Annotated in this window: 14 protein-coding genes and 2 pseudogenes; 8 read left to right on the top strand and 8 right to left on the bottom strand. The window is 70.6% G+C overall.

The genetic code is table 11. The features are described from left to right. Both AC27LF_RS28040 and AC27LF_RS28045 read right to left on the bottom strand, forming a co-directional pair. A partial coding sequence (locus AC27LF_RS28040; protein ID WP_479662985.1) for a hypothetical protein occupies positions 1-248 on the bottom strand: 248 nt, incomplete at its 3' end. Positions 249-403: 155 nt separating this feature from the next. Beyond that, positions 404-970 carry a hypothetical protein gene (locus AC27LF_RS28045; protein ID WP_479656603.1) on the bottom strand — a complete coding sequence of 189 codons (567 nt, stop codon included), beginning with the start codon at positions 968-970 and terminating at the stop codon, positions 404-406. Between the two features lie 310 nt (positions 971-1,280). Here AC27LF_RS28045 and AC27LF_RS28050 point away from each other — a divergent pair, with 310 nt between their 5' ends. Next, positions 1,281-1,685, top strand: coding sequence for a hypothetical protein (locus tag AC27LF_RS28050; protein WP_479656604.1), 405 nt, complete (start codon positions 1,281-1,283; stop codon positions 1,683-1,685). A gap of 3 nt (positions 1,686-1,688) precedes the next feature. Here AC27LF_RS28050 and AC27LF_RS28055 read toward each other — a convergent pair whose 3' ends face one another. Next, positions 1,689-2,267, bottom strand: coding sequence for a hypothetical protein (locus tag AC27LF_RS28055; protein ID WP_479656605.1), 579 nt, complete (start codon positions 2,265-2,267; stop codon positions 1,689-1,691). A 180-nt stretch (positions 2,268-2,447) separates the two neighbouring features. Then, positions 2,448-2,993 (bottom strand): hypothetical protein, encoded by a 546-nt coding sequence (locus AC27LF_RS28060; protein WP_479656606.1) that lies wholly within the window; start codon positions 2,991-2,993, stop codon positions 2,448-2,450. A 141-nt stretch (positions 2,994-3,134) separates the two neighbouring features. Between AC27LF_RS28060 and AC27LF_RS28065 the strand changes: the two are divergent. Next, positions 3,135-4,471: pseudogene (locus AC27LF_RS28065) on the top strand (tetratricopeptide repeat protein). 929 nt (positions 4,472-5,400) lie between these two features. On the opposite strand, the gene AC27LF_RS28070 reads toward AC27LF_RS28065, so the two are convergent. Together AC27LF_RS28070 and AC27LF_RS28075 are read right to left on the bottom strand one after the other, a co-directional pair. Next, positions 5,401-5,736 (bottom strand): HNH endonuclease, encoded by a 336-nt coding sequence (locus AC27LF_RS28070; protein ID WP_479656608.1) that lies wholly within the window; start codon positions 5,734-5,736, stop codon positions 5,401-5,403. Between the two features lie 457 nt (positions 5,737-6,193). Further along, positions 6,194-7,937 (bottom strand): annotated as a pseudogene (locus AC27LF_RS28075) (recombinase family protein). A gap of 469 nt (positions 7,938-8,406) precedes the next feature. On the opposite strand from AC27LF_RS28075, the gene AC27LF_RS28080 reads away from it, so the two are divergent. The 5 genes from AC27LF_RS28080 (at position 8,407) to AC27LF_RS28100 (ending at position 21,504) form a co-directional block, all read left to right on the top strand. Then, positions 8,407-11,412 carry a glycosyl hydrolase gene (locus AC27LF_RS28080; protein ID WP_479656609.1) on the top strand — a complete coding sequence of 1,002 codons (3,006 nt, stop codon included), beginning with the start codon at positions 8,407-8,409 and terminating at the stop codon, positions 11,410-11,412. Positions 11,413-11,806: 394 nt separating this feature from the next. Next, positions 11,807-14,383, top strand: a complete 2,577-nt coding sequence (locus AC27LF_RS28085) for a glycoside hydrolase family 127 protein (protein WP_479656610.1) — start codon at positions 11,807-11,809, stop codon at positions 14,381-14,383. A 76-nt stretch (positions 14,384-14,459) separates the two neighbouring features. Further along, complete coding sequence (locus AC27LF_RS28090; protein WP_479656611.1) at positions 14,460-17,846, top strand: glycosyl hydrolase; 3,387 nt, start codon at positions 14,460-14,462, stop codon at positions 17,844-17,846. Between the two features lie 35 nt (positions 17,847-17,881). Then, complete coding sequence (locus tag AC27LF_RS28095) at positions 17,882-21,142, top strand: family 78 glycoside hydrolase catalytic domain (RefSeq protein ID WP_479656612.1); 3,261 nt, start codon at positions 17,882-17,884, stop codon at positions 21,140-21,142. Between the two features lie 176 nt (positions 21,143-21,318). Next, positions 21,319-21,504: a hypothetical protein gene (locus tag AC27LF_RS28100; protein WP_404030512.1), complete on the top strand. Its 186-nt coding sequence runs from the start codon at positions 21,319-21,321 to the stop codon at positions 21,502-21,504. 102 nt (positions 21,505-21,606) lie between these two features. Here the strand turns inward: AC27LF_RS28100 and AC27LF_RS28105 are convergent, their stop codons facing one another. Together AC27LF_RS28105 and AC27LF_RS28110 are read right to left on the bottom strand one after the other, a co-directional pair. Further along, on the bottom strand, positions 21,607-22,572 hold the full coding sequence (locus tag AC27LF_RS28105; protein ID WP_479656613.1) for an aldo/keto reductase: 966 nt from the start codon (positions 22,570-22,572) through the stop codon (positions 21,607-21,609). A 217-nt stretch (positions 22,573-22,789) separates the two neighbouring features. Continuing rightward, entirely contained in the window at positions 22,790-24,991 is a 2,202-nt protein-coding gene (locus AC27LF_RS28110; protein WP_479656614.1) for an NHL repeat-containing protein, read from the bottom strand. A 187-nt stretch (positions 24,992-25,178) separates the two neighbouring features. On the opposite strand from AC27LF_RS28110, the gene AC27LF_RS28115 reads away from it, so the two are divergent. Then, complete coding sequence (locus tag AC27LF_RS28115; protein ID WP_479656615.1) at positions 25,179-26,207, top strand: LacI family DNA-binding transcriptional regulator; 1,029 nt, start codon at positions 25,179-25,181, stop codon at positions 26,205-26,207. Positions 26,208-26,232: the final 25 nt, after the last annotated feature.

Consider the following 26,232-nt stretch of genomic DNA (forward strand, 5'->3'; position numbering starts at 1 on the left):
GCGGCGAACTGCGAAGCCCAGAGCCGTTCGCGCTGTAGGGCGGGCAGCGCTTGTGTGCGCTCGTCTTTGAAGATGGCTCGCACTTCATGGGATGACGGGGCGGTCCACGGACGGGACCAAGGCGACGCGGGAGCGGGCACGGGGTTGGTCGTGTACGCGGCGGGGAATGCGGCGCTGTGGCGTCCGGGCTTGCCGGGGATGAGTAGGGAGAGCACCCAGGAAAGGGCGCGGGGGATAGCATCGCGCATGGTCGTTTCAGCTCCTGTTAGCTGTCGCGGCAAGCCCCGATGGACCGGGCCTAATCGGTCTGTCGGGGCGTTTTGTTGTGTTCGGGGAATCACGGTCGGTGCGAACGGCTGACGCCACCGCCGAGCGACGCTAGGGCGAGTGCCAAGCGGACGCTTCAGCCCCGTCCGGTAGCGAGACTGTCCGGGGCCACAACAGCCACCTGCCGCAACTTGCGGAAGAGACGATGGGCGATCAGGCCGGACAGTTGCGGGCGGTTGTAGCTCACGTACACATCGTTTTCAGCCGTGACCCAACTGCACCCGTCTGCGGCTACGCGGTAGAGGGTGCCGCCCACCCCGCAGGGCGCAGACTTGCGGACCAGTAGCACCACGGGTTCCCCGTCCCGCAGGAACGGGCAGTACCGCAGCGAGATAGGGGCGCACGTCGGGCAGACGGGCGGCATGGCGGTCTTGACGCGGTTGGGCCATGTAGGGGGCGAGTCCGGGTTGCGCCACTCGATGAACAGCGTTCCGTCTGCCCGCTCGGCTGGCTGTGCGCAGACCTGGCACAACAGGTTCGCCATGCACTCACGCTGCCGAAGCGGGTTCATGCAGTCGTACAGGACGCGTCCGCCCTCGCCCTCGCTGAACACGCGCACCCACAGGTTTCCGTGTGCGTCCCGGTCGTCCTCGCCAGAGTCGACGTAGGCGATGCGCGGTTTGTTGTTGGGCGGGATCTCCACGCAAAGGTCAGTTTCAAGGGGCCCATATCGGTGCTCCGGGCAGCCACATAGGGGATCGGGACACGCACGGCTCGTCTCTCTCTACAGGGTTGGGGAAGGGAAGCCCCGCCCATGTGCCACAGGGGCAGCACACGGGCGGGGCGGGTCGAGACCTTGCACGGTGCGCACCGCGGGGCGGTCCCTCATCCGTTGCTGAACGCGCCCAGCGGCCCGGCAACGGGTCCTGCAACCCGTTCGCGGCTCCTCCCCGGAAGGGGTGGTGCGCCCCGAAACGGGCGTCTGTGGTGCTGGTGAAAGCTAGGCTCCGGTCATGTCCGAGCCCTTCGTGAACAGCGACGTACACCACCGCGCGTGCGGTATCTGTCCGTCCCGGGTTCACCCCGTCGGCGAGTTCGATGTGTTCGAGCGTCCAACCCCGGAATGCCCGTTCAACAAGGCTGATGGGCACCGGTACTTAGCCGATGGGACGCCGGTCTGTGTCCACCCCGAAAAGGTCGGGTTGCCCGCAGGACGCTACAAAAGCGAGGGCGCGCCGCTTACTGTCGAGCTGGACCTACCGCCCGACCCTTCCGAGGTGGTGCCGTACTTGCGTGACGTGCTGTGGAACGCCGCGCCGGTTCTGCTCGATGACCTGATCTCTCAGGCACAGGAACAGGTTCGGCAGCGCTTCCCCGAGCTGGACCCGCTTAACGTGATGCGGCGGGCACTCGGCTGACCGCTACGCGGGAACCGGCTCGGTTTCGAACGTGATGCTGTGCGCGAGCCCCATGCGGTGGAAGCCCGCAGTCTCGTACTTATCGCGCAGGATGCCGAGCCGGCGAGTCACCTCCTGATGCGTGATCCAGTACCGGGCGGGGGGCTCGCCCCAGGCGGCGCGGTATGCGTGGTGGGTGTAGTCGTCGTGCGTCCAGTCGGTGTGTTCCTGGTCGGTCTGGTGGATGATCTGCGCCCCGACCCTCGCCGTGATCCGCGCGAGGATCTGCGGCTGAGCAATCATGGCGTGCGTCATTTCGTCCACGGGCACGGCGACGGGGATTTCCGCCGCGCGCTCGTCGCCGGTCGCCTCGAACACTGCGGCCTTCAGGCAGAGCGCCCGCAGGCCCTCGGTGAACAGCGGGGCCGCGTCGGTGGCCTGGTCGTACTCGCTGATGACCGGACCGCCGGAAAAACAGGTCCAGTCCTCGTCGTAGCGGAGGCTCGCTGCCTTGAACGCGGAAAACTCCGGATCGGCCTCAACGGCCGTCAGGATCTCCCGTGCGCGCGCTGCGGCGCGCTCGACGTGGGGAAGGGTGTTCACGGCTGTTCTCCTTCGGTCGTGTTTCGCGGTTGGGCTCGGGTGTGCTCGACCCCGCCCCGTTCGTCACGCGGTGTCGAGCGCTCCGCTCCCGGTTGGGCTACCGACCGTGATGGGTACCGGTGCCCCGGGAAGTCCCCGCCGGGGGCGGAAGCTGTGGTGCGTCTGATGGGCCCGCCCTGGTCACAGAAAGGGGACAAGCCACCCCGACGTGCGACGGGCCTTCCTGTGGCTCGTGCGACCAGGGCGGGGGTTTGTGGACTGTCCGCCATCGGCAGACAGTGGGGGGCTGGACTCGGGCAGGGGTACGCTCACGGGCCAGACGGTCAGGATGTAGCGACAGCCTTTATCCGGAACCACCACGGACAGCGGGGCGCCTGCCTTGAGTTGGTCGCGCGCTGCCTGGTGCTCCTCGGGGGCATCGGCCCAGACGCGCAGTTCCGCGGGGCAGTCGGGGAGAGGCACCGTATCCACGCGCATCCACGGTTGCACCCATGCCGAGCGCTCCGGGTCGGGGTCCAGCCGTTCCGCGATGTGGCGTGCCTCGCTCCGTAACCAGCGCAGTGCGAGTTTCGGCGAGATCGTTTGGAAGGTGCCAAGGACGAACGAAACCGTCTCGCGCGTCCCGTACACCTCCCCTTCCGCAAGGACTTCGCACCAGTAGCCCGCTGGAATGGCAGCGCCGGACAGCTCAGGGTTCACCATGGCCATTCGTGCGTGCGTCTCCATGTCCGGTCCCTCCCTGCGGTGTCATCCCTTGCGGTGGTCCTTGCTCGCACTAGGCAACCGTCCGACCACGCACAGCGGTACCTTTGGGAAGAGGGCAGGAGTTAAGAGCGTTAAGCGGTCAGAGCACGGGAGTTGGGGCCAGTGACGACACGACAGCCGAACGCCGGACTTGAGCGGCTGTACCGCGAGACCGGGTGGACCCTGCGGCAGTTCGCCCAAGAGGTCAACCGCATCGGGACCGAACGCGGAACTCCCCTGAAGTACCAACAACCCTCAGTTCACCAGTGGTTGAGCGGCCACCTACCGAAGGAAGCTGTCCGACCACTGATTCTCGAAGCGCTCTCCCGGAGACTTCATCGTCCCATCACGCACGCCGAGGTGGGATTTCCAGCACCCCGGCAGAGTCGAACAGTCACCCCACTACCGTGGAAGGGCTGATCGACCTCGGGAGGCAAGACATGGACCCATCGCGCCGAAGCGTTCTGAGTGCAGGACTATTCTCCGTCGCGCTGACCGTTCCCGGCTGGCCGGACGTGGTGGGCCGTATGGAAGCGGTTCAGGCTGGAAAGACACAGCGCATAGGAATGGCCGAAGTAGATATGGTCATCGCCATGACGGAGCGTGTATCCGAATTGGATGACCAATTCGGAGGGAGGCACGCTCGACCGATGGCAGCAGCATTCCTCGTAAATACGGTCGCCCCATATCTTCGAGCCGACGCTACGGAGGAAGTCCGCAAGGAAATGATGTCGGCCGCTTCCGATCTGTGTTACCTCACCGGATACATGGCTGTAGATGAGGGCATTCACGGCCTGGCGCAACAGTATTACTTGAAAGCGCTAGAACTAGCAGGAGCCTCGGAGGACCATCTCACCTACTGCACCACGCTGCGGGGCATGAGTGTCCAAGCCGTTGACCTACGACACGGAAAGGCGGCTATGCGACTTGCCGACGCCGCTGCCGCTGCCTCTCCGCACGCTGGCCCTCGAATGCGCGCCTTCTTGGCCGGGCAGCAAGCGCACGCATCCGCACAGCTTGGCGAGCGCACGAGAGCGCTCATGTACCTACGAGAGGCTGAGGTGGCGATGGAGAAGGCAGAGTCGCAGGCGACGACTTTCGGTTCGTATAACCCTTCGTCGCTTACGTACCACGCGGGACAGGTTCGATATGAACTGGGAGATGTTCGCGGATCGATCAAAGAACTGGAAGAGTCCGATAAGCTGCGGCACAGCTCCTTCAAAAGGAACCGAATTCGATATCTCTCAATGCTTGCTGAGCGTCAACTAGAGATCGGTCACCTTGAGAGTGCGTGCGCCACGTGGGCCAAAGTTGTCGAAATCTATCCGCACGTACAATCGGGGCAATGCGATCAAAGCATTTCCACGATGCAGGCTCGAATTCGCCCTTATCTGAAGAATCAAGCCGCCCGGAACCTCTATGAGCGCGCGCGCCTTGTTGCCCCTGCGTCCGCAGTGTGATCACAAAACTGAGAAAACCCCCGCACTCGCCATCCATGAAAACAGACGGAAAGCACGGGGGTCTGTGGCGGCGCGGCCACTTTGCAAGAATTCGGATCGTTGCGAAAATCCGGGGCCGCAGTCTTACGGGAGTCGCCTCCACCAAAACGGCCTAATGAACCATGCGAGTTTTTTGCCTCCCTGCCGTTCTTTTGCGGCTCGGGGAGGGGGTCACCCCCTGGTCGGGGGCTTGGGCAAGCGAGGACGGACACGCTCGGCAGCCCAATCGCCCGGCTGATGCTTCGCGGTCTCGCGGTTGTGACACGACGTGCACAGCGGGCGGAGCCGAGACCACGCGTCCGGATCGGACACGCCCCGAGCGACCAGCGAACGGCGCGACTGGGGGAAGTGGTCGGCAACGGTCGCCGACTTGCTGCACAGCACGCACCAGGGATGCGCGTATAGGTAGCGGCGGCGGATGCGCTGCCACCTGGTCCCGTATCCCTTGGCCGTGGTCGTGCCCCGTGCTGCTTCCGCTTCCTTGGCATGGGTTGGGCACCGGCCACCCCTGGCAGTCAGCTCGGGGCAGCCGGGGACAGAGCAAGGGGGGCGGGGTCTACGCGGCATAGGGGGGCACCTCCAACCGGGGGGGCGCTGAAGTGGCTACGAAGTGGGCACGCTTTGGCGTTGACATGCCGCGAGCCGTATGCAGGGTGCGACGAAATCGGGGCATTAGCCTCGTTAAAAGTGGCGAGGAAGTGGCAGAGGTATGGCGTAGATATGCCGCCGCAGATCCGTTGAGATAGCTGCCATGACTAGGAAGACAGTTGGAAACCAGTCCCCAGCGTTCGAACTCCGCTGCGGCGGACTGCATTTGACGATTCAGCGCGTCCCCGGATGGCTGGTGGCAGCTCTCGCCACGGCCACGGGAAGCGGGCTCGCCGCATGGCTCACGGCCCGGTGAAGTCCTCGCCCGTCTTCCCTCGGTGGCACTCACGGCACAACGGCTGAACGTTCCCGTCTGTGTCCTCGCCACCGAGGGCTAGCGGCTGCACGTGGTCCACGTCCACCCCGTCCGCGAGGACGAGCGAACCGCACCGCGCACAGCGAGCACCGCCACGGATGCCGACCAGCGCACGGAGCCGCGCGGCCCCCGAGTACACCCTTGCGAGCACCGAGCGGCGAGCACGCCGAGCACGGACCGGCTCGCGTCTCTCGTACGCCTGGTGGTGTTCCTCGCATCGGCCCCGATGCGTCGCCACGCGAGGGCAGTCAACACAGCGCACGTCGCCCCCTCGTGGTCGTCGTCCTGGTGCTCGTCGTTACGTGCCCGCCCCCGGAGTCGAACCGGGGAACTCTGCGGATTGCGTCCGGGTCTCCCCGAGGGGGCCGGTACCGCGCACCTCTGCCGTTGGGTTAGCGGGCGTGGTGTCGCCCTCGCCGGCTCGGGCCGGTCCGGACACCGTGGGGAGACCACACGAGCTTGCAACCCCGTTCGGCGCCCCCGGTCAAGGGGCGGTTACTGGTGGGCGGTGTGGTCTCCCCGCGCTCTGCCTCACGACCCCTGCGGCCACCCTCGCGGGTGCGTGGTGCACGGGCAGAGCTGGTGTGAAGGTCGGGCACTCAGTCCGCCGATTCCGGGCTAGCGGGGTGCTCCGCCCGCTGGTCGCCACGCTGCGGGCACAAGAAAGCCCCGGCGGGTCTCGGGGACCTACCGGGGCTGTTCAGGGGTGTTCGCGAGGGCTACGCAGCGACGGGGACCAGCTCGGGGGCGGGCTCGGCGAGCCTTGCCGCGCTGCCTGGTGCCGGGGGTGCTTCCTCGCGGGTCTCGGCTTCCTGGTCCGCCACGGTGGCGATAGCGGCTTCCGCGGCGGGGTCCAGCTCCCCGCGCATGTGGAAGTCCACGCGTCGCGTGTCCAGCTTCCGCCACCCGCCACGTGTGCCGCGCCGTACGTCCAGCCGAACCCCCGCTTCAATGAGCATGGCTCGCCGACCCGCGGTGTCCTTCTCCGCCCACTCGTCCGCGAACGTGCGGCCCGTGGGGGTCACGATGCGCTGTGCCTCGCGCTTCTCTCGGGTCTCAAGGTCGGCAATGCGTGCGTCCAGCGCATCCGCGCGTTCCTGCCATGCTTGCCGCGCGTGCCGGGACCTTTGCCGCCCCTTCTGTTCCTGGTGCTCGTTGAACTCGGCGAGGGTGGCGCGCAACTCGGGTTCGGGGTCATAGCCGGGAATCTCGACTACGTGTGTCGTCTGGACGGAGCCGACCAGCCGCAGGAACTCGGCGGTCACGTACTCGTCCGTCCAGTCCCCGCGGATGCTCGCGGGAGCGTCGCACTTGTCGCCCCTGCGCGTAGCTGTTGCACTTGTACGTGGGTGCCTGGTTCTTCTTGCTGTCTTGCTTGTTCAGGTACATGCGGCCCCCGCACGAGCCGCAGTGGATCACGCGCAACAGCAGTGCGTCCGTGTCGGACCGGTCCTTGTTGTCGATGCTGCGGGAGTCGAGAACCGCGCCGATCCGGTCGAACTCTTCGCGGGTCATGATCGGCTGTTCCGTCTGCATGACCGGGGTGCCCTCGGCGTCTCGGACGGGCTTGCCGTTGTGCATCTTCCAACCGATGAGCGAGGGGTTCCGGAGCATCCGCGTAATGACCGCGGGGTTCCAGTTGAACGCATCCTTTCGGTTCCCCTTGAGCCCGCCCGTCTTGCCGCCGGTCTTGCGCCCGTTCTTCACTGCCCAGTGATCGCGCGGGCTCGGCACCTGGTCCACGTTGAGCCCCACGGCGATTGCGGAAACAGTCTTACCTTCCAGCAACTCACGAACGATGCGCTCAATGACCATGACGGCATCCGGGTCCGGTACCAGCGTCCAGCCCACCCCGCCGTGTTCCGCGGGCATGGGGGCGGGCATGTAGCCGTACGGCGGACGACCGCCACCGCGCCACCGAAGCGGCATCTTGCGGATTGCCGCCATGGCACCGGTAACCCGGTCCTTGATGCTCTGCGCCTCCACCTGCGCGGCAAAGGCAAGCATCATCATCATGAGTTCGGACGTGGGGTCCATGGGGTTGCGGAAGTCGAACGTAAGACGACCCCCGCCGATGCCCTCGGCAAAGACGAGCATCTTTCGATGAGCCTTTGCCCACTTGGCTAGGTCGTGCATGTCGCCCATGGACCGGATGGCACGGTCAAAGCGCCACCACACCAACACGTCGAACTCGTCCGGACGGGCGAGCCATGAGCCGAGCGCGGGACGGTCGAACGGGGAAATCTTGCTCGCGGACACGTCAAGGTCCACGGCTTCGCGGAGCGCGTCACCCTCGCCAAACTCGATGTTGAGCGCTGCCGCGGCAATGTCGTCTGCCTCGCGCTGCCGCTCGGGGCTGGTGGTCTCGTCAGTGAGCACAGAGAGCCGGACGCACCGCACACCCCGAAGGGTCTCGGTGTAGACCGTGCCCCCGAGCGGGTCCCTTGGGGTGCTGTTCGTCATCCCCTCTGTAGGGACGGACGGGTTCCCGTTACCGGGCTTGACCAGGACCGATGCCACCATGCCGACACTCCAGAACCGCTAGAACGGAGTGTTGGGAGATCCCGACGGCAACCGCTTCTGCGTCATCGACACCGGGCACCACTGACGAAGCCGGGGCGCACCGGTCACAGGCGTACGACAAGCGAAGGCACGGCGCGGACAGAGGACGCGCGCGACACCCGCGCCCGCTGCGGCCACCCGCCCGAGGACCGGGTTCTGAAGACGCCCCCCGCACCCCCGCCGGTCAGAAACGTGTTGCCGACATCTTGACCTTGCTCGAACCAGCGGCTTACGGTTCCCGCGTCCACGGTGATTGAAACGATTCAACCCCCTGTTTCAACCCTCTGTTTCAACTCCCTTGTTCCAACCCTCAGTTTCCATCCCCTGGTCACCATCACCACCAGGAACCAACTCCCTTTGGGGCGCAGTCATGCATGAACACTTCTCGCAGCGTGGCGGGATCTCACGCCGCTCGGTCCTGACCGCGGGACTGGCCGCCGGCACCGCGGCGGCCCTCTGGACCGCGTCCCCCGGCGCGCTCGCGTCGCCCGTCACCGAAAGCGGCCCCCGCGGCGACTGGTTCGCCGATCCCGCACGGTCGGTGCGCCCCAGATTCCGGTGGTGGTGGCCCGACGGCCTGGTCGACCCCGACGAGATCGCCCGCGAGATCGACCAGATCGCCGACGCCGGCTTCGGCGGGGTCGAGATCGCCGCGGTCCACCACAGCATCAAGGACAAGTCGGTGCTGGACACCGCTCGTCACGGCTGGGGCAGCAGACCGTGGCGGGACGGCGTCGAGGCCGCGCTGCGCCGCGCCGCGCGCCGCGGCGTCACCGTCGACCTCACCCTCGGCCCGAGCTGGCCCGTCGCCGTGCCCGGCGTCGTTCCCGACGACGCGGCGGCGGCCAAGGAACTCGTCCACGGCCGGGTCGCCCTGACCGCGGGCGCCACCTACCGGGGCCCGGTGCCGCCGCCGCTGCGCGAGGCCGCCGCCGGTGTCACCCGGCAGCGACTCCTCGCCGTGCAGGCCGCCCGGGTGGCACCCGCGAACTCCACGCGCAAGGAGACCGGGCTCGACCTGGCCGGCGTCCACGACCTCACCGCCACCGTCACGGACGGCACGCTGACCTGGACGGCACCCGAGGACGGCGACTGGGTGCTGATCTCGTACTGGCAGCGGGGTTCGGGGCAGCAGCCCGAGTCCGGCCCGCACTCCGATCCGGCCGCGTTCGCCGTGGACCACCTTTCCGCGGACGGCACCGCCGCGGTCACCGACTACTGGACGCGGCAGGTGCTGACCCCGACCCTGCGGCGGCTGCTGAAGGCGGCGGGCGGCACGTTCTTCGAGGACTCCGTGGAGCTGGAGACCGACGGGCTGGTCTGGACACCGGAGCTGCCGGAGGCGTTCGAGAAGCACACCGGCCGCCCGCTGCTGCCGTATCTGCCGGCGCTCGTCCTCGACAAGAGCAACCAGGTCTTCGCCTTCGAGGCCGAGGTGACGCGGCAGATCAGACACGACTTCTGGGAGACCGTCTCCGACCTGTTCAACCGCCATCATCTGCGGGCCCTGCGGGACTGGGCGCACTCGCTCGGCATGGGGCTGCGCTCCCAGCCGTACGGCCTGCAGACCGACGCCATCGCGTCGGCCGCCGTCCTCGACGTCCCCGAGGGCGAGTCGCTGGGCTTCAAGAACCTGGACGACTACCGCTGCCTGGCGGGCGGCCGGGACATGGCGGGGCACACGGTGCTGTCCTGCGAGGCGGGCGCCTACAACGGGTCCGCGTACAGCACGACATGGGACAGGTTCCTGCGCACCATGGGCGGCGCCTACGCGGCCGGCGTCAACCAGACCGTGGTGCACGGCTTCTCCTACGCGACCGCGCCGCAGGTGAGCTGGCCCGGCTTCGCCGCGTTCAGCCCGTACAACGGAACGCCCGGCTACGGCGAGTCCTGGGGGCCGCGGCAGCCCACCTGGCGGCACATCGAGGACATCTCCGGGTACCTCGCCCGGGTGCACGGGGTGCTGCAGTCCGGCACCGCCCGAGCGGACGTCGCCGTCTTCCGGCAGACCGGCTACACCGCCACCGGCATCGGCGCGTCCTGGCTCACCTCGACCGGCGTCCCGCTCGGCTGGACCCACCAGTTCCTCAGCGGCCCGCTGCTGGATCTGCCCTCCGCCACCGTGTCCGGCGGCCGGCTGGCGCCCGACGGACCCGCGTACAAGGCGCTGTTCGTCGAGGGTGACTTCTTCTACGGCTCGACCCCCACGCTCGCGGAGCCGCACGCTCGCAAGCTGCTCGAACTGGCCCGGGCCGGCCTGCCGATCGTCCTGCTGGGCGCCTTCGACCAGGCGCTCACACCGGGCGTGCCCGCCCCCGGCGAGACGGACCGGCTCCGCGGGATCCTGGCCAAGCTGCTCGCCCTGCCCCATGTGCTCCAGGTCGCCGACAAGACAGCGGTCGGCGACGCCCTCGCCCGGCTCGGTGTCACACCCGACGTGCGCTACGCCACCTCCTCCACGCTGCTGAACGCACACCGGGCCACCCAGGACGCGGACTACTACTACCTGTGCAACGGCAAGCACGCCGAGACGGTCAAGCCGCCCGTGGCGGCCATCGACCACGAGGTGACCCTGCGCGGCACGCGGCGCGGCGCCACCGTGCCGTATCTCCTCGACCCCTGGACCGGCGAGGGCGTACGGCTGGCCCAGTACACCCAGGACGGCGACGACTTCACCCTGCGGGTCACGCTCCAGCCGGGGCAGGCGATGATCGTGGCGCTCGGGCGGCCCGGCCTGTTCGGCGACCGCAACGGGGCCCGCCCGCACGCCCTGGCCACGGACGCCGACGCGGTGCTGTTCACCCGGCGCGGGCTGACCGTGCGGGCCACCAGCGCGGGCACCTACACGACCCGGCTGTCCCGGGGGCGTACGGTCACCACGGTCGTCCCCGCCGTACCCGCGCCGATCACCCCGGACCGCTGGCAGTTGGACGTCGAGGACTGGCGTCCCGGAGCCGATGCGACACGGACCGAGCGGGTGCGCCGCACGCTGACGCTCGACACCCTGCTGCCCTGGTCGCAGATCACCGAACTGGCGGACTGCGCCGGGGTGGGCCGGTACCGCACCACGGTCGTGCTGCCGGCCGACTGGGACGCGTCCCACGGCGTGCTGCTGGAACTCGGGCAGGTCAGCGACACATTCCGGGTGACGGTCAACGGCACACGAACGGCACCGGTGGACCGCCTGCACCCGGTCGCCGACGTCGGGTCCCTGCTGCGGCGCGGTAAGAACGTCATCGAGATCGAGGTGGCGACCCCGCTCATCAACCGGCTGAGGGTGGTTCAGCCCGCCGTGTTCGGCGGTGTCGCCCGGCAGGCCCACGGCCTCATGGGGCCCGTCCGTCTCGTGCCCCACGTGCAGGCGACCGTGGCCTGACTCCCGCGGGCGCACCCGGCACACCCGGCGGCACACATCGCCGCCGGGTGCGTCGGCGTGCTCCGACGAGGGACACACCTCTGTTGTGCGTCGTCGCATGCTTGAACGTTTCAACTCCCCCTGGGTTCTGGGCTATGTGATGTGCACTCAACTGACGGACAGCGACGGTGATCCAGCGTTGCAGGTCCGTTCTACCTGCCGCTTTGCCTCCGTCAATCACCAACGAGCGCAAGCCACTTCGCCCTCTTCCTGTGAGAAACCTTGACGTCGAAGGTGGCCACACTTAGCGTCACAGCCGGAATGAAATAGAACGATTCAAAAGCCCACCATCGGACCTGCCCGAGCCGCGCGCACGTCCGGTGCCCCGTCTGTCCGTCCGAAGGGAATCCGGCACGTGCCCGCACCGCGCGACACCTCCAGCCCGTCCCGCCGCCAGATCCTGTTCGCCGCGTCGGCCGCGGCCGGCGCCACCGCCCTGTCGTCCACCGCCGGGTGGGCTCCTTCGGCCGAGGCCGCCACCCGGCCGCCGGCCGCGGCGTTGGGCGCCGAACCGGTGCTCGCCCCCTTCGCGCTCGGCGCGGTCCGGCTGCTCGACAGCCCGTTCCTGGACAACATGCGCCGGACCTGCGCCTATCTGCTCTTCGTGGACGTCGACCGGCTGCTGCACACCTTCCGGCTAAACGTGGGGCTGCCGTCCGCGGCCCAGCCCTGCGGGGGGTGGGAGGCCCCGGACGTCCAACTGCGCGGTCACACCACCGGCCATCTGCTCAGCGCCCTGGCCCAGGCCCACGCGGGCACCGGCGACCGGGCCTACGCGGACAAGGCGGACGGCCTGGTGCGCGCGCTGGCCGAGTGCCAGGAGGCCGCCGAGCAGGCCGGATTCCACCGCGGCTACCTCTCCGCCTTCCCCGAGTCGGTCTTCGACCAGCTGGAGGCGGGCGGCAAGCCCTGGGCGCCGTACTACACCCTTCACAAGATCATGGCCGGGCTGCTCGACCAGTACCAGCTCAGCGGCAACCGGCAGGCGCTGACGGTCCTGCTGGAGATGGCGGCCTGGGTGGACGCGCGCACCGCACCGCTGTCCCACGAGCGGATGCAGACCGTACTCAAGGTGGAGTTCGGCGGCATGAACGACGTCCTCGACCGGCTGCACCTGCTCACCGGCGACCCGGCCCATCTGCGCACCGCACGGCGCTTCGACCACGAGGAACTGTACGCACCGCTCGCGGCGGGCCGCGACGAACTCGCCGGGCGCCACGCCAACACCGAGATAGCCAAGGTGGTCGGCGCGGTGCCGGCCTACGAGGCCACGGGGGACCGCCGCTACCTGGACATCGCCGACACCTTCTGGACGGTGGTCGTACGGGACCATTCGTACGCCATCGGCGGCAACTCCAACCAGGAACTGTTCGGCCCGCCGGGCGAGATCGTCAGCCGGCTCTCGGAGGTGACCTGCGAGAACTGCAACAGCTACAACATGCTCAAGCTGGGCCGGCAGCTCTTCTGGCACCGGCCCTCGCGCGCCGCCTACATGGACCACTACGAGTGGACGCTCTACAACCAGATGCTCGGCGAGCAGGACCCCGACTCCGCACACGGCTTCGTGACCTACTACACCGGGCTGTGGGCGGGTTCGCGGCGGCAGCCCAAGGGCGGGCTCGGCGCGGCTCCCGGCAGCTACAGCGGTGACTACGACAACTTCTCCTGCGACCACGGGACCGGCCTGGAGACACACACCAAGTTCGCCGACAGCATCTACTTCCGCTCCCGGGACTCCCGCGCCGCCGAGCTGTACGTCAACCTGTTCATCCCCTCCGAAGTGCGCTGGCCAGAAATCGGAGTGACGCTCCGTCAGGAGACCGGCCACCCGGACTCGGACCGCGTGCGGATCACCGTCACCCGGGGAGCGGCGCGCTTCGCGCTGAAAATCCGCATCCCCGCCTGGGTGGCGGACGGCGGCGGCACCGCCCGGCTCAAGGTGAACGGCCGGCATGCCGGCGCGGACCCGCGGCCGGGGACGTATGCGACGATCCGGCGTCACTGGCGGACCGGAGACACCGTCGAACTCGTGCTGCCCCGCACCCCCGTCTGGCGCCCGGCCCCCGACAACCCGCAGGTGAAATCGGTGTCCTACGGGCCGCTCGTCCTGGCGGGCGAGTACGGCGACACCGCGCTCGCCGTGCCGCCCGTCATCCGCCCGGACACGCTGCGCCGTGTGCCCGGTGCGGCCACCGCGTTCACCGCCGTCGCCGACGGCCGGCCGGTGTCCCTGCGGCCGTTCCACGAGGTGCACCACCAGCGGTACAACGTGTACTGGTCGGTGACACCGAGACAGAGCCGCGAACGGGACGTGGCGCGCTACCCGTTGGACGAGGGGACGGGCACCTCGGCCGCCGACCGCACCGGCACGTTCCCGGACGCCCTGCTCGCCCAGGGCGCCTCCTGGACCCGGGACGGCGCCGCCGACGCCGTCGCGCTGGACGGCGTGAGCGGCCATGTCGCCCTGCCCAAGGGCCTGCTGACCGGCCTGACGGAGCTGACCGTCAGCGTGCGCGTACGCGTCGACGCGCTCGCCGCCTCCGCCCGCGTCTTCGACTTCGGCTTCCACAAGGAGACCTATCTGTTCCTCGCCGCGACCACCGGCGCGGGACGCGCCCGCGCCGCGCTGAAGATCGCCGGCATGGCCGCGGAGGACGTCGTCGACGCGGCGGGCCCGCTCCCGGTCGGCCGCTGGACCCATGTGGCCCTCACACTCGGCGGCGGCACCGGCGTCCTCTACCTCGACGGCGGCGAAGCCGGCCGCAACCCGGCCATGGTCGCCGGTCCGCTGTTGCTCGGCGCGACCAGCCGCAACTTCCTGGGCCGTTCGCAGAACACCACCCACCCCTACCTCAAGGGTGCGGTGCGCGATCTCCGGCTGCACAACCGGGCGCTGACCGCCGCCGAGGTGGCGCGACTCGCCGCCGGCTGACCGGCCTTCGGCCCCGCAACCCGCCCCGACACCGGCACGCCGCGCCGTGCCCTTCCGCACCCCGAGGAGTTCCCGCATGCCCGAACACGACCTGTCCAGACGCCGTTTCGTCGCCGCCGCCTCGGCCGGTACCGCGCTGGTGGCGGGGCTGCCCGGCCTCGCCCACGGCGCCGACGCCGGGCAGCCCCGGGACGGCGGCGGAACCCCCGGGTACCCGGCGCGGCACTTCGCCGATCCCCCCAAGGACAGCCGCCCCACCGTCTACTGGTACTGGAACGGGCCCGTCACCGCCGACCTGGTCGACCGCCAACTCGCCGACCTGCGCTCCAAAGGCATGTACGAAGTCGTCCTGTTCCCGTTCGACAACGCCGAGATGCAACCCGCGTTCTTCACCGAGGAATGGTTCGACATCGTCGGACACGTCCTGCGCACGGCGGAGCGCACCGGCATGCGGGTGTGGCTGTTCAACGACGACCACTTCCCGTCAGGCCGGGCCGGCGAGTACGTCGTCAAGGGCGGAACCGTCGGCCCCCGCACCTATGAGCCCCGCCCCGACCTGCGGTTGAAGGCACTGTGGCGGTCGACCACCGTGGTGACCGGGCCCGCCCGCGTCGATCTGCGCCGCACGACGGGCGTGGGCGTGGAGGCCGGCCGCCTGGTCGCCGACGCCGCACTCCTCGACGGCGCCGCCGTGCTCCGCGACAGCGAAGGCTGGGCCGACTACACCCTCACCGCGGACGGAAAGGCCGACCACACGGCCGCCGGGGTCGTGGTGCGGGCCGCGCAGGACGGCCTCGACGGCTACGCGGTCACCTTCGACCAGACCGGCGTCGTCACCGTGCTGCGGCTCGCCCGCGGCGCCGAACCCGTCGAACTGCTGCGCAGCAGCCGGACCGACGGCTTCAACAAGACCAAGTTCCACACCCTCGCCGTCACCGTCCGCGGACCGCGCCTGACCGTCACCCTGGACGGCAAGGACAAGGGCGGCGTCGAGGACACCGGCCACCCCACCGGAGGCGCGGGTGTGCGGGCCGTCGGCGACCAGCGCGGCCTGTGGGACACCCTCTCCGTCACGGCGGCCGACGGCACCACGCTGTACAGGTCGGCCTTCGACGACCCGGCCGCAGCAGGTGACTTCCCCGAGCGTGCCCCGCTGGCCGCCGAGGCCGTCGCCGCCGCGGCCCGGCCCGCCGGGTCCGCGGACGCCGCCGACGCCGTCGACCTGACCGCGCAGCTCGCCGACGGCCACACCTGGCAGGTGCCCGCGGGCCGCTGGCAGATCGACCTGTTCGGCGGGGTGCCCCTCGTCGACGACTCCCAGGGCTACAGCCGCAGTTACCTCGACCTGCTCGACGACGAACCCGTCGAGCTCTTCCTGGACATCGTGCCCGGCGAGTACCACCGGCGTTTCGCCCGCTACTTCGGCACCGTCGTCCCCGGCTTCTGGGACGACGAGCCGTTCTTCGGCTCCGCCGAGGCCCACTTCAAACGGCTGCCGTGGTCACCCACCCTGGACAAGGCGCTGCGCGCCGTGGGCGCCGCACCCGGCACGGCCTACGCCAGCGCCTTCGACGACCTGGGACGTGCGGGACGCATCGCCCGGGGCCGCTACTGGCAGGCCGTCTCCAACCGCTTCGCCCAGTACTTCCGCAAGCAGGCGCAGTGGTACGAGCGGCGCGGCGTCGCCCTCATCACCAACCCGCTGTACGACGAGACGGCCCCCGCCAAGCGCATCCCCTCCACCGGCGACCTGCACAAGGTCAACCAGTGGGCACATGTGCCCGGCGGTGACATCATCACCGCCGAGTACGTCGCCGGGCAGCCCACCATGATTCCCCGCAACCCGGCCACCGCCGCCCACCAGGCGGGCCGCGAACGGGCGTTGCTGGAGATGTTCGGCAACATGGGCTGGCAGGTCACACCCGGCTTCGTGCACGCGACCGTCGGCGCCCAGGCCGCCCGTGGCATCAACCTGACCGTGCTGCACGCCCTGTGGACCGACGAGAGCCGGGTGTACTTCCCGCCGCCGTTCGGCCCGCGCGCCCCCTGGTGGTGGACCATGCGCCCGCTCGCCGAGTGGATCGGCCGGGTCATGGAGGCCGGACGCGGCACATCCGGCGCCCGGACCGCCCTGCTGCAACCCCAGCGCGCCGCCGAGCAGTGGACCGGCACGGCCCGGCAGGGCGAGGTCGACGGCTCGCTCGCGGACGCCGCCTACGCGCTGGAACGCGCCCAGGTCGACTTCGACCTGCTCCACGAGGGCGCCCTCGGCGACGATCCGGACCTGCGGTACCGGGCCGGCGTCCACGGCGGCCGGCTCGCCGTCGGCGCGGCCCGCTACGACCTGGTGGTCGTCCCGCGGTCCCTGACCCTGGACGCGGCCGGAGTGCGCACCCTGCGGGAGTTCGTGCGCTCCGGTGGCACCGCCGTCGCCGTGGGCCCGTTCCCCGAGGACGCCGCGGACGGCAACGACCGCACCCTCAGCCGTGCCCTGTCCGACCTGTTCGGGGACGTACTGCCGGGCACCCGTGCCCTGGGCGCCGGGCACGCCGTACGCGTGGCCGACGTCTCCGGACTGCGCGCCGTCGCCCACCGGGCCGGGGCGGCGGCCGCCGTGCTCGACCCCCCGCGCGACGCGATCCGGGTGCTGCGCGTGCACCGCGGCACGGACACCGCGTTCCTCCTCAACAACGAGAGCGGTGAGCCCGTCGAGACCGTGGCGGCCCTCCCGGCCACCGGGGTGCCCGAACTGTGGGACCCGGCGACGGGTGACACCGGGCCCGCACCGGTGTACCGCGGCACCGGGCGCGGACTGCACGTGCCGCTCGGCTTCGAGCCGTACCAGACCCGGATCGTCGTGGTCCGCCCGACCGGCCCCACCCCGCCGCACCTGACGCAGGCCACGCTGCCCGTGCTCGGCGTCGAGAGGGACGGCCACACCCTGCGGGTGACGGCGGAGGCCGCCGCGCCCGGCGCCCACCGCCTCACCGGCACCGACGGCGGCCACACCTACCACGGCACGGTACGCGTCGACGACCCGCTCGCACCGGTCACCCTGGGCGACGACTGGACCCTCACCCTGGAACGCGCCGGCGCCACCCCCGTCACCGGCCCCCTCGGCAGCTGGACCGACATCGACCGGCTGTTCTCCGGCAGTGGCACCTACCGCACCACCGTCGACGTCACGGCATCCCTTCTCGCCGGGCGGCGGGTGCTGCTCGACCTCGGGGACGTACGCGACGTGGCGGCCGTCACCGTCAACGGCACGGAACTCGGGCCGCTGCTGTGGGCGCCCTTCGTCGCCGACGTCACCGGACTGCTCACCCCGGGACGCAACCGGCTCGACGTGCGCGTCTCCAACACCCTGTCCAACGAGCGCAACAAACCCCTGCCGTCCGGGCTGCTCGGCCCCGTCACGCTGCGCTTCAGGCGCCGCGTCACCGCCCGGCTCACCCGCGTCTGACCCGTCCGGCCCCCGACGCCACCCGTAGGAGCACCATGCACAGATCCCGCGTACCCGGCGGCCCCCGGCGCCGCCTGCCCTTGCTGACCGCCGCGCTCACGGCCTTCGCGACCGTGCTGGCCGGCGCCGTGAGCGCCGACGCCACCACGACCACCGGCGCGCTCACCGCGAGCCGGCTGCGCACCCAGCACCTCGATGGGGCCCTCGGCATCGACGACACCACCCCCTCGCTCAGCTGGCGGACCACCGCCCGCGCCGCGAACGTCCTCCAGTCCGCCTACCGGGTCCAGGCCGCCACCAGCCCGCAGCGGCTGCGCGCGGGCCGGCCCGACCTGTGGGACTCCGGAAAGGTCCGCTCGGCCACCCCGGAGACCACCTACGCGGGCCGGGCACTCGGCTCCCGCACCCGCGTGTACTGGCGGGTCATGCTGTGGTCGCAGCACGGGACCCGGGGATCCGCCTGGAGCGAGACCGCCGTCTTCGAGACCGGACTGACCCGGCGGTCCGACTGGAACGCCGACTGGATCACCCACCCCGACTGGCAGCTGAGCCGGCGCACCGTCCAGCCGGTCGTGGTCGACGTGCCGCGCACCACCGCCCGTTACCTGCGCCTGGACGTCACCCGGCTCGGCCTGCCGCTCGCCGAGGACTTCCCCGCCCGCACCTGGCGCCTGCAACTCGGCGAGATCGACGTCCGGGACTCCGTCACCGCCGCCACGGGCCTCGCCAAGGGCGCCGCGGCCACCGCCTCGGAGAGCAACACCGTCCGCAAGACCTGGGAACCCGCCCTCGCCGTCGACGGGCTGCCCAACAGCGCACTGCAGACCGCGGCCGGATACTCCAGCGCCGCGCACCCCGGCCCCGACGTCGCCGACACCCCCGTCACCCTCACCCTGGACCTGAAGTCGGCGAAGACCTTCGATCAGGTGGCGCTCTACCCGCGCGCCGACGTCCTCACCGACGACGGCCGCGTCCCCGGCTTCCCCACCGACTACGCGCTCGCCGGCGCGGACGATCCGTCCGGACCGTTCACCCCGCTCGCCCACGTCACCGGCCAGCGCCCGCCCGAGCCCTACCTGCCGTCCGGACTGCCGCTGCTCACCGACGACTTCACCCTCCCGCGCGCGGTGCGCAGCGCCCGCCTCTACATCGCGGGACTCGGCGTCTACGACGCCACGATCAACGGCGAACCCGTCGGCGACGCCGTCCTGGAACCCGCCAACACCGACTACGCCGACCGCGTCCAGTACGCCACCTACGACGTCACCGACCGGCTGCGGACCGGCGCCAACACCATCGGCGTGGCCCTCGGCAACGGCATGTCCAACGTCGTCAGCACCGCCGACCGCTACCGCAAGCTGTACGGCAACCTCAGCGACCCCAAGCTGATCGCCCGACTCGAAGTGACCCTGGCCGACGGCAGCGTCCGCACCGTCACCAGCGGCGACGACTGGCGCACCACACTCGGACCCACCACCTCGTCCAACTGGTACGGAGGCGAGGACTACGACGCGCGCCGGGAGATCCCGCGCTGGGACGAGCCGCGCGGCGACCGCCACGACTGGCGCCGCGCCGTGACCGTGCCGGGGCCGGGCGGCACGGAGCGGCCGGCCCAGCTCAGCGCCCGGGAGACCGAGCCGATCCGGGTCGTGGAGACCCTTACCGGCAAGGAGGTCGACGGCGCGGACGGCAGCCGCGTCTTCGACCTCAAGCGCAACATCGCCGGCTGGCCGGAGATCACCGTCACCGCGCCCGCCGGAACCGAGATCCGCGTCTACCCGGCCGAAAGCCTCAAGGCCGGCCACGCCTTCCAGTCCATCAGCAACGTCGGCGCCCCGCTGTGGGACAGTTACACCGCACGTGGCGGCCGCGCCGAGACCTGGCATCCGCGGTTCAGCTACCACGGCTTCCGCTACCTGGAACTCAAGGGCGTCCCCGACGGCGCCACGGTCACGGTACGGGGCAAGGTCCTGCGCACCGACAACGCGTCCGCCGGCACCTTCACCACCTCCGACCCGCTCGTCAACGACATCCACGGGCTGATCCGGCGGGCGATCGAGGGCAACATGATGAGCGTCCTCACCGACTGCCCCAGCCGGGAGAAGCTGGGCTGGCTGGAGCAGGACCAGCTGGTCTTCCCCGCGCTCGCCGGGAACTACGACATGCAGGCCCACCTCCGCAAGATCGTCCGGGACATGGCCGACGCGCAGACCGCGGACGGGCTCGTGCCCAGCACCGTGCCGGAGTACACGAACCTGCCCGGCGCCTACCGCAACGACGCCAACTGGGGCGGCGCCTTCGTGCTCGTGCCCTGGCAGCTGTACACCACCTACGGCGACCGGTCCACGCTGAGCACGTACTACCCGCGCATGCGGCAGTACGCGGCCTTCCTGGAGAACCAGGTCTCGGGCGGCATCCTGGACTACGGCCTCGGCGACTGGTTCACCCCCGACCGCACCTTCCCGCGCGCGGTGGCCGGCACCTACGGCTACTGGCGGGTCGTGGACACCCTCGGCCGGATCGCCACCGTCCTCGGCGACCGGGCCGCCGCCGCGGAGTACCGGGCGAAGGCCGACGCGAGCGCGAAGGCACTCGCCGCCAAGTACTACGACACCGCCACCGGCACCTTCGGGGGCGGCGGGCAGGGCGCCGAGGCGCTGGCACTCGACATGGGCGCCTACCCGGCGGGGGAGCGGGACCGTCTGCTCGGCCACTTCACGACATCCGTGCGGGACGCGGGACACCATCTGGTGCTCGGCGAGATCTCCCTGCCGGCCGCCTTCCGCGTGCTGTCCGCCGCGGGCCGTGACGACATCGTCTGGCGGATCGCCACACAGACGACCAGCCCCAGCTACGGCTACCAGGTCCGCGCCGGCAACACGACGCTCGGCGAATCCTGGGACGGCGGCCCCGGCCAGTCGCAGAACCACTTCATGCTCGGCGCCATCGACGGATGGTTCACCGGCCGGGTCGCGGGCATCGGGCAGACGGCCGACTCGGTCGGCTACGCGAAGCTGCTCATCGACCCCGCGGTCGAGGGCGACATGACGTCCGCCTCCGGCTCGTACACCACCCCGTACGGTGTGGCGCGCACCGACTGGCGGCGGGACTCCGGCCGCTTCCGGCTGACCGTGGATGTGCCCGCGGGCAGCACGGCGGAGATCCACGTCCCGGCGGACGCGGGCCACGCTGACGCCCCTCGCGGCGCACGCCTGCTGCGCACCGAGAGTTCGCGGGCGGTGTACGAGGTGGGCTCCGGCCAGTGGACCTTCCACTCGACGCTGACCCGGTCGTGACCCCTCTTCACGGCACCTCTTCACGGGCGGGCGCCCGCCCGGCCGCCGCAGGGGACACGAGTCGCCGAGCGCGGCGCGTGGACCTAGCGTGTGAGGCGTACGGACGCTCTCCCATGACCGGGAAGCCCGCCGGCCCCGCGGGCCGCGGCGGCGCCGGCCCCAGGAGGAGGAGAACCATGGCCAAGGGTGACGACATCAACATGGAGAAGACGGTCCAGGAGTGGACGGACCGCCTGGTCAGCGAACAGGGCACGGCGATGGACCGGGAGCACGCCCGCCAGTTCGTCAGCGGCATCTACCACTCGGCCCAGGAGGACCTGCTCAACCGCAATGCCCAGGCGGAGTACGAACGGGAGGAGTGACTCCCGGGCCTGGCGCGGGGCGGTTCCGGGTGCCTTCAGGCGCCCGGGGCCGCCCCTGCCCGTCTCCCCGTCGACGGCGCGTGCGGCCCCCGCCGGGGCCGCTCAGCCCAGCGTGATCTCGGTCGTACGGGAGGGCACGGCGTCGAGGGCGGCGAGCGTCGCGTCGTCCAGGTCGTCCAGTCGGACTGTCCCCGCCGCGATGTTCTCCTCCAGATGACCGGTGTCCGCGGTGCCGGGGATGAGCAGGACGTTCTCGGCGTGCCGCAGCAGCCAGGCCAGGCCGACCTGGGACGCGGTGCGGCCCAGCGACCGCGCGGCGTCGCGCACGGCGGGCTCGTCGGTCACCTTCGGCAGGCCGGGGAACGCGCCGCCGAGCGGGAAGAACGGAACCCAGGCGATGCCCTCGGCGGCGCACAGCCGGAGCATGTCCTCATCGACGCGGCTCACCAGGCTGTAGGCGTTCTGCACACAGACGATGCCGGCCGGGAGCGCCCGGCGCAGCACGTCGTACGTGACGCCGCTCAGGCCGATCGCGCCGATCTTGCCCTCGTCGCGCAGCCCGGTCAGCACCGCGAGCTGGTCGTCCAGGTCGACCGCCTGGTCGCCCTCGGCCCGCAGTCCCGGGCCGGCGTCCAGGCGCCGCAGGTTCACGACGGGGATCCGCTCGGCGCCGAGGGCGGCGAGGTTGGCCTCCACGCTCGCCCGCAGCTGCTCGGGCCGCTGCGCGGGCCGCAGCGGCAGGGGGCCGTCCGGATCGGGGTCGGCGCCGACCTTGCTGACGACGACGACCTCGTCCTGCGGGCGGATCGCCTCGCGGATCAGGTCGTTGACGAATCCGTTGCCGTAGAACTGGGCGGTGTCGATGTGGTCGACGCCCAGCTCGACCGCGCGGCGCAGCAGCGCGACGCCGGCCTTGCGGTCGCCGTGCAGGCGTTCCAGCTGCATGGCCCCGTACCCGATGCGGGAGACGGTGCGGCCGGCCAGCGGTCCGGGTCCGCCGGGGCGCGGGGCGCCGCCGGCCGTGACGTCGATGGAAGGGTGGATGGAAGGGGTGTCGGCAGAGGTCATGGGAGAACCCTCCCCGTGCGATGACGGATGAAGCGGAGGAGTCTCCGCTTGCCCGACCGTAACACAACCGGAGACCCCTCCGCTTTAACTCCACCGAAACCGGCGCCCCAAAGGGGCGCGGGACCGTATCAACATGCGGCTCCGCCGCGCGGACGCGACCAGCCACGACGGCGCGGCAGCTGACCGACGGCGTGTCACGCCCCTTCGCGCGGAGCGCCTACGGCACCCAGCGGTAGACCAGCACCTTGTTGAACAGGTCCTCCTCGACGGTGACCAGGTACTCACCCGTGGAGCGCCGGACCGCCGAGACGCCGTACGGGATGTCGACCCAGCCCGTCCGGTCCACCCCGCCGACGGTGCCGTCCGGGACCCAACTGCCCACGGCGGCGCCGGTGTCGGCCCGCCAGACCCACACCTTGCCGCGGGTCTGGACGCCCACGCTGAAGACATGGTCGCCCGCCCAGGCGAGGCTCACGGTGGTCACCGCGGGTGTGGCCGCGGTGTCCCAGGGCAGCAGGGCGGTCCAGGTGGGTGTGCGGTTGCCGGTGCTCCAACGGTCGTAGCGGGCGAGGACCTTGCCCGCCTCCTTCCAGTACGCGTTCTCGAACGGCGCGGCGGGTGTGTACCCGGCCATATACATGACGTCGGTGGCCGGGTCGTAGCGCAGCCGGCGGACGGTGGTGAAGGGCGCGGGCAGCGGGATCGTCACCATGCTCGCATAGTCGTAGACCGGGTTGCCGTGGGTGTCGAAGCCGCGCAGCGGGTAGCGCCGCAGATCGCGGTCCCCGCCCTCCCAGACGTCTCCGGCGCTGTCGACGAACCACACCCAGCAGTTGCCGGGGGAGTTGAGGCCGGTGCCCGGCTGAAGGTATTCGCCGGCCTCGAAGGCGCCGTTCCCGCTCATGTCGCGCCAGATCCACTGGCCCTGCGCGGGCTGGTACGGCGGCCAGTTCGGGTCGTCGCCGCTCCAGTGCTGCTTGAAGAACGCCCCGGAGGGTTTCGCGATCTCGCCGTCGAAGCGGTAGATGAGCAGATGGGAGCAGTACATGCCCGTGAGGTACATGTACAGGGAGCCGTTCAGGCGCACCAGGAACGGCGAGGCGGCATGATGCTGATGCCCCGCCAGGAACAGCCGGGCGTCCTGCGGATACTTCACCGAGTCCAGTGAGTAGCCGCGCCAGGCCGCGTCCTTGCCCGGCGGCTTGCCGACGTCGAGGCGGTAGTGACACTGCTTGGTGTAGACGTCCAGCCCGTCGGACTGCGGGTCGAAGTCGGCACCGTCGACGAACGCGCTCCCCATGAGCTGCCAGACCAGGGCGCCGGAAGCGTCGAACTTGCGGATCCACGAACCGAATTCGCACAGGGCGACATACACGTTGCCGGCCGAGTCGCCGCCGACCCCGCTGATGCCGAAGAACTTGTCGGCGAGGTTCCGGCCAGGAGTGCCCGCCCCGATGCCGCCGGCCTGGCCCAGGCTGCGGGTCAGCACCGGCGTCCCGGACAGGTTGCCGTAGGTGTGGACCTGGCGCAGCGGGCCGTTGTCGCCGACCAGCAGGTCCCCGTGGACGTCGATGGCCAGTGAGGTCGGGATCCAGTCCTTCGACGGCCCGCTGATGGTCCCCGGAAGCGCGCCGCCGGTGCTGGAGAAGTGCAGGATCCGGGCCGGCCGTGCCGGGTCGACATGCCAGAAGTGTCCGTCGTTGGTGTCGCGGGTGATGTTCTCGACGACCCAGATGCCCCCGGCGGCATCGATGGCCACGGCACCGGGCTGGTTGACGCTCCAGCTGCGCTGCAGCGCTCCGGTGGCCGCGTCGAAGACCTTCACCTGGCCTGCCGCCCGGTCGGTGGCCACCACCTGGGTCGCCGAGGCCGCCGCCGCGGCCGGCGGGCTGCCCACGGGGAACGTCAGCGAGGTGCCGGTGCCGCTCAGGTTGAACCGCGTCAGACCGTTGCCGACGGACAGATACGCGTACGACCCGTTGACCGCCACCGCGTCTCCGCCTGCCCCCTTGCAGTTGCCGATGAGACGGCCGTCCTTGTAGATGCCCGCGTAGTTGCCGCCCTCGTCCCAGAAACTGACGGTGTAGACGGTGCCGTCGGCGGCGACCGCGATGTCGAAGACGAAGTCCTGCATCCACTCGGTGGCCCCCGAGAAGGAGTTCCCGATCCAGGACGTGACGACATCGGACGTGCCGGCGGCCGGAGAGGCGGCGGCCGGGGAGGCGGCCGCTCCTGCCGCGGTGAGGCCGCCCCGTGCGGTGCCGGGCGCCGCCGCCGCGCCGCCGGCGCTCTGCTCGGTGAACACACCGGCCAGCCCCACGGCGAGCGCGGCGTTCCTGCCGTAGGCGAGCGCCTGACGGCGGGTGACCGCGCTGCCTGCGGATGAGGGGAGGTTCCGGTCCGGCTTCCTGTCGCTCATGATCAGGGTCCTTTGTTCGGCGAGCCGCTTCCGGCTGATCAGAGGTAAGTGACCGTTCACGTGACTGAGTTGAAGCTAGAACCCGCCGAGCAACGCGTCAATCCATGTGCACCGCCTTCCCCTTGGGCGACCGTGATTCCTAAGATGTGTCCGAGATCAAGTGAGCGATCACGGACAGGACGTACGCGTGTCCCAACGGCCGACCCTGCGCACCGTCGCCGCCGAGGCGGGCGTCTCCCACCAGACGGTCTCCCGGGTGGTGAACGGCGACCCCACGGTCACCGACGGCGTCCGCGGCAAGGTGCTCGCCGCCATGCGCCGGCTCGACTACCGGCCGAGCGCGGGCGCCCGCGCCCTGGCGAGCGGGCGCACCGAGGCCGTCGGCATGGTCCTGCCGCACAACCCCGACTTCGCGTTCTCCAACGACCATCTGATCCGTCTGGTCGGCGGCGCCGACCAGGAACTGGCCGCACGCGGGTACGGCATGCTGCTGTCCACCCGGGAGGTGCCCGACGACGCCGCCTCCGCCCACCGCCGCTTCACCCGGCGCCGCCAGGTCGACGGCCTGCTGGTGGAGGCCGGGGTCGGCGGCGAGGCACTGCCCGCGCTGCGGTGGGCCGGCTATCCCACGGTCGTCATCGGCTACACCGACGAACACCTGCACTGCGTCCACCCCGACGACGAGGGCGGCGCCTACGCGGTCGTGCAGCATCTGCTCGCCCTGGGACACCGCCGGATCGGTATCGTGGGCGGACCGCCGGAGAACCGGCTCGCCATGGCCGCCCGGCTGCGCGGGCTGCGCCGCGCCTTCGCCGACGCGCGTCGCGCGGTCCCCGACGACCTGATGGAACACGGCGACTTCACCGCCGCATCCGGCCATGCGGCCGCCGGACGGCTGATGTCCCGGCCCGAGCCGCCCACCGCGATCTTCGCGTTCAACGACGGCATGGCCTTCGGGGCGCTGCGCAGGCTCCGGGAGGAGGGCCGGGCCGTGCCCGGTGACGTCTCGGTCGCCGGCTTCGACGACACCACCGCCGCGGAACTCGTCGACCCGCCGCTGACCAGCGTCAGCCCGCACAGCGTCGACGTGGGGCGGCGCGCGGCGCAGATCCTGCTCGACATCCTGGACGGTCACCCGCCGACGCTGCGCGAGAACGTCGTACCGAGCACCTTGAAGGTACGCGCCACGACGGCCCCGCCCCCGCCGGCGAACTGACCCCCCGGCGCCGCCGTGCGGCCCG

Source organism: Streptomyces diversicolor (genome assembly GCF_057537855.1).

What these genes read in the sequence shown, in the direction of transcription:
- AC27LF_RS28110 (WP_479656614.1), bottom strand. Translation starts at nt 24,991, where the DNA reads ATGAGCGACAGGAAGCCGGACCGGAACCTCCCCTCATCCGCAGGCAGC.
- AC27LF_RS28060 (WP_479656606.1), bottom strand. Translation starts at nt 2,993, where the DNA reads ATGGAGACGCACGCACGAATGGCCATGGTGAACCCTGAGCTGTCCGGC.
- AC27LF_RS28050 (WP_479656604.1), top strand. Translation starts at nt 1,281, where the DNA reads ATGTCCGAGCCCTTCGTGAACAGCGACGTACACCACCGCGCGTGCGGT.
- AC27LF_RS28105 (WP_479656613.1), bottom strand. Translation starts at nt 22,572, where the DNA reads ATGACCTCTGCCGACACCCCTTCCATCCACCCTTCCATCGACGTCACG.
- AC27LF_RS28090 (WP_479656611.1), top strand. Translation starts at nt 14,460, where the DNA reads ATGCCCGAACACGACCTGTCCAGACGCCGTTTCGTCGCCGCCGCCTCG.
- AC27LF_RS28100 (WP_404030512.1), top strand. Translation starts at nt 21,319, where the DNA reads ATGGCCAAGGGTGACGACATCAACATGGAGAAGACGGTCCAGGAGTGG.
- AC27LF_RS28080 (WP_479656609.1), top strand. Translation starts at nt 8,407, where the DNA reads ATGCATGAACACTTCTCGCAGCGTGGCGGGATCTCACGCCGCTCGGTC.
- AC27LF_RS28095 (WP_479656612.1), top strand. Translation starts at nt 17,882, where the DNA reads ATGCACAGATCCCGCGTACCCGGCGGCCCCCGGCGCCGCCTGCCCTTG.